Origin of the sequence: uncultured Albimonas sp. (assembly GCF_963977235.1) — a bacterium.
Classification (GTDB): Bacteria; Pseudomonadota; Alphaproteobacteria; order Rhodobacterales; family Rhodobacteraceae; genus Albimonas.
This window is the reverse complement of record NZ_CAXBOD010000137.1, coordinates 1-2820: the sequence shown is the minus strand read 5'-3', so window position 1 is coordinate 2820 and position 2820 is coordinate 1. Positions and strand designations below refer to the sequence as shown.

General features: G+C 73.2%; 3 protein-coding genes. All 3 read left to right on the top strand.

The genetic code is table 11. From position 1 onward, the window contains the following. Positions 1-188 precede the first annotated feature (188 nt). The 3 genes from AAC134_RS23720 to AAC134_RS23710 are packed head-to-tail and all read left to right on the top strand — an operon-like array spanning position 189 to position 2694. Positions 189-1004 (top strand): TetR/AcrR family transcriptional regulator, encoded by an 816-nt coding sequence (locus AAC134_RS23720; RefSeq protein WP_339952269.1) that lies wholly within the window; start codon positions 189-191, stop codon positions 1002-1004. Continuing rightward, a complete protein-coding gene (locus AAC134_RS23715) occupies positions 971-2056 on the top strand; it encodes a C4-dicarboxylate TRAP transporter substrate-binding protein (RefSeq protein WP_339952267.1) in 1086 nt (361 codons plus the stop codon). The genes AAC134_RS23720 and AAC134_RS23715 overlap by 34 nt, the downstream gene beginning before the upstream one ends. Positions 2057-2100: 44 nt before the next feature. Next, on the top strand, positions 2101-2694 hold the full coding sequence (locus AAC134_RS23710; RefSeq protein ID WP_339952265.1) for a TRAP transporter small permease: 594 nt from the start codon (positions 2101-2103) through the stop codon (positions 2692-2694). Positions 2695-2820: the final 126 nt, after the last annotated feature.

Here is a 2820-nt window from a genome sequence, read left to right as displayed (position 1 = left end):
AGGACAGGCGCGGCCCTGTTCTTGGGTGAGTCAGGAGCTCCGCCGGAGGCTCCCGTCCCTTGAGGCCAGGCGCCCCCTCCCCCCAGGCGCGCGGCGGCCAGGCCCGCCCGCAGGGCGCCCGCCGGCTTCTTCTTTCCCCTTGCGTCATTCCTGTTGACAGCCGACCCCTCGCAACGCGTATTTGAAACATGCGTTCGATTCAGTCCGCCAGCGACGCGCCCGGCACCCGCCAGCGCATCCTCGCCGCCGCCGAGCAGCTCTTCGCCGAGCGCGGCGTCGCCGGCGCCACCATGCGCGCGGTCACCGCGCTGGCCGGCGCCAACATGGCGGCGGTCAACTATCACTTCGGCAACAAGGACAACCTCGCCATCGAGGTGTTCCGCGGCGTGGCCCGGCGCACCGCGCGCCAGCGCCTGGCCCGGCTGGCCGAGGTCGAGGCCGCCGCCGCCGCCCAGGGCCGCGCGGCGCGTCCGGTCGAGGTCGTGGACACCTTCCTCGACCCCTACATGACCCCGCGCACCGGCGATCTGCTTTCGCATCTGGTGCTCTCGCACAAGGTCCAGCCCAGCCCCTGGACCCACGCCGTGGTGCGCGAGGAGCTGGACGGCCTGGCCGGCGCCTACATCGACGCGCTGCACCGCGCCGCCCCCCGGCTCTCGCGGGTCGAGGTCACCTGGCGCTATCACCTGATGGTGGGGGCGATCCTGATGGCGGTGGCCGACAGCGGCCCCGACAACCGCATCAGGCGCCTGTCGGCCGGCTTCTGCGATCCCTCGGACCGCGAGTCCCTGCGGCGCGAGCTCGCCGGCTTCCTTGCCGGCGCCTTCGATCAGCCGACCGCGGGGGCCCTCGCCGCCCTGCCCGCCGGGCCGGACGGTCGCGCCGCGGACCGCGCCCGCGCGCAAGACCAGGACCAAGACCAAGACCAAGACCAAGACCAAGACGAAAACGTCGACCGGGAGGAACCCTCATGTCCAAGACCGCGCGGCGCCGCGCCGCCCTGAAGTCCACCGCCCTCGCGTCCGCCTGGCTCCTGGCGCTCGGCCTGCCGGCCGCGGCGCAGGAGACCATCCCCCTGACCATCGTCGCGGGCCACGCGCCGGTGGCGATGGGGGTGGCGCTGCTGCGCGACCATTTCATCCCCGAGGTCGACCGGATCCTGGCCGAAAGCGGCGATTACCAGATCGAATGGACGCAGGCCTACGCCGGCTCGGTCGCCGACTACAACGGCGTGCTCGAGGCGGTCGAGGACGGCATCGCCGATCTCGGCTACGTCCCCCACCTGTTCGAGGCCGACAAGCTGCCGCTCGAGCAGATCACCTACATCACGCCCTTCGGCACCGACGACCTGCCCAAGCTGATGGAGGTGATCGAGAAGCTCCACCAGGAGCTGCCCGAGCTCGACGCCGCCTGGGCCCGGCACAATCAGCGCGTGCTCGCCCCTGTGGGGATCGACGCCTACCACCTCTTGACCAGCTTCCCGGTCGAGAGCCTGTCGGACATGGACGGCCACAAGATCGGCACCGCGGGCCTGGCGCTGAACTGGCTCAAGGGGGGCGAGGCGATCCCCGTCGCCCTCGCCCTGCCGACCTTCTACAACTCGATGTCCACCGGCCTGATCGACGGCATCCTGACCTTCGAGACCGCGATCACCCCCTACAAGTTCCACGAGGTCGCCCCCTACATCACCAAGGCCAACTTCGGGGCGCAGTACGGCTCGGCGCTGACCATCAACCTCGACGTCTGGGAGACGCTCCCCGACCCGGTGAAGGCGGCGCTGACCGAGGCCTCGGAGTCCTACATGGATGTGGTCGCCGAGGCCTATTACACCTCCGGCGCCCAGAGCCTGGAGGCCGCCGCCGCCGCCGGCGCCACCGTCTCCGAGTTCCCCGAGGCGCGGCGCCGGGCCTATGCCGAGAAGATGCCCAACGTGGCGATGGAGTGGGCGCGGGCGCTGGACGCGAAGGGGGTTTCGGGAACCAGGACCCTCGAGACCTACATGCGCCTGAGCCGCGAGGCCGGGATCGAGCACGCCCGCGACTGGTCGCAGGAATGAGCCGGGCGGCCGAACAGGCCGCCGCGGTCGAGGAGACGCCGGGCGTGACCGGCCCAGGAGCGGCCGCGGGGGAAGCGCCGGGGGGGGAGGCCTCGGGCGACGCCGACGCGCTCCCGCCCCGCCCCTGGGCGGCGGCGCGGGCGCTCTCGCGGCTCTCGGCGGGGCTCGCGGTGGTCGGCACGCTGGGCACGGTGGCGATCATGACGATCATCAACCTCGACGTGGGCGGGCGCTGGCTGCTGGGCAAACCGTTCCCGGCGACGGCCGAGATCGTGTCCGCGGGGATCGTGTCGATCGTGTTCCTGCAGCTCGCCCACGCGGTGGGCGAGGGCCGCTCGATCCGTTCGGACATGGTGATCGGTCGGCTGCGGCGGCGCAGCCCGCGCTGGGCCGACGGGGTGGACGCGGTCCACCACCTGGCCGGAGCGGCGATGCTGGGGGTGCTGGTGCGCTACATCTGGCCCAAGATCGTCGATTCGATCGCGCAGGACGAGACGGTGGGGCTCTACGGCATCCTCCAGCTCCCCGCCTGGCCCTTCGCGGTCTGCGTGCTGGCCGGCGCGGTGCTGGCGGGCCTGCAGTTCCTGCTGCTCGCCGCCGCCTACGCCCGCGCCGCGCGCCTCGGCCGCGACGCATGAGCGCCGCCGCCCGCCCCCCGCATCCCCCGGCGCCCCACCGGAGACGGCGCCCGGACGCGCCCCGCCCGCAACGCGCCGCGGGCGCGCCCCTCGCCCCGGGCGCCCCGCCTGCCGCGGCGCCTGGCC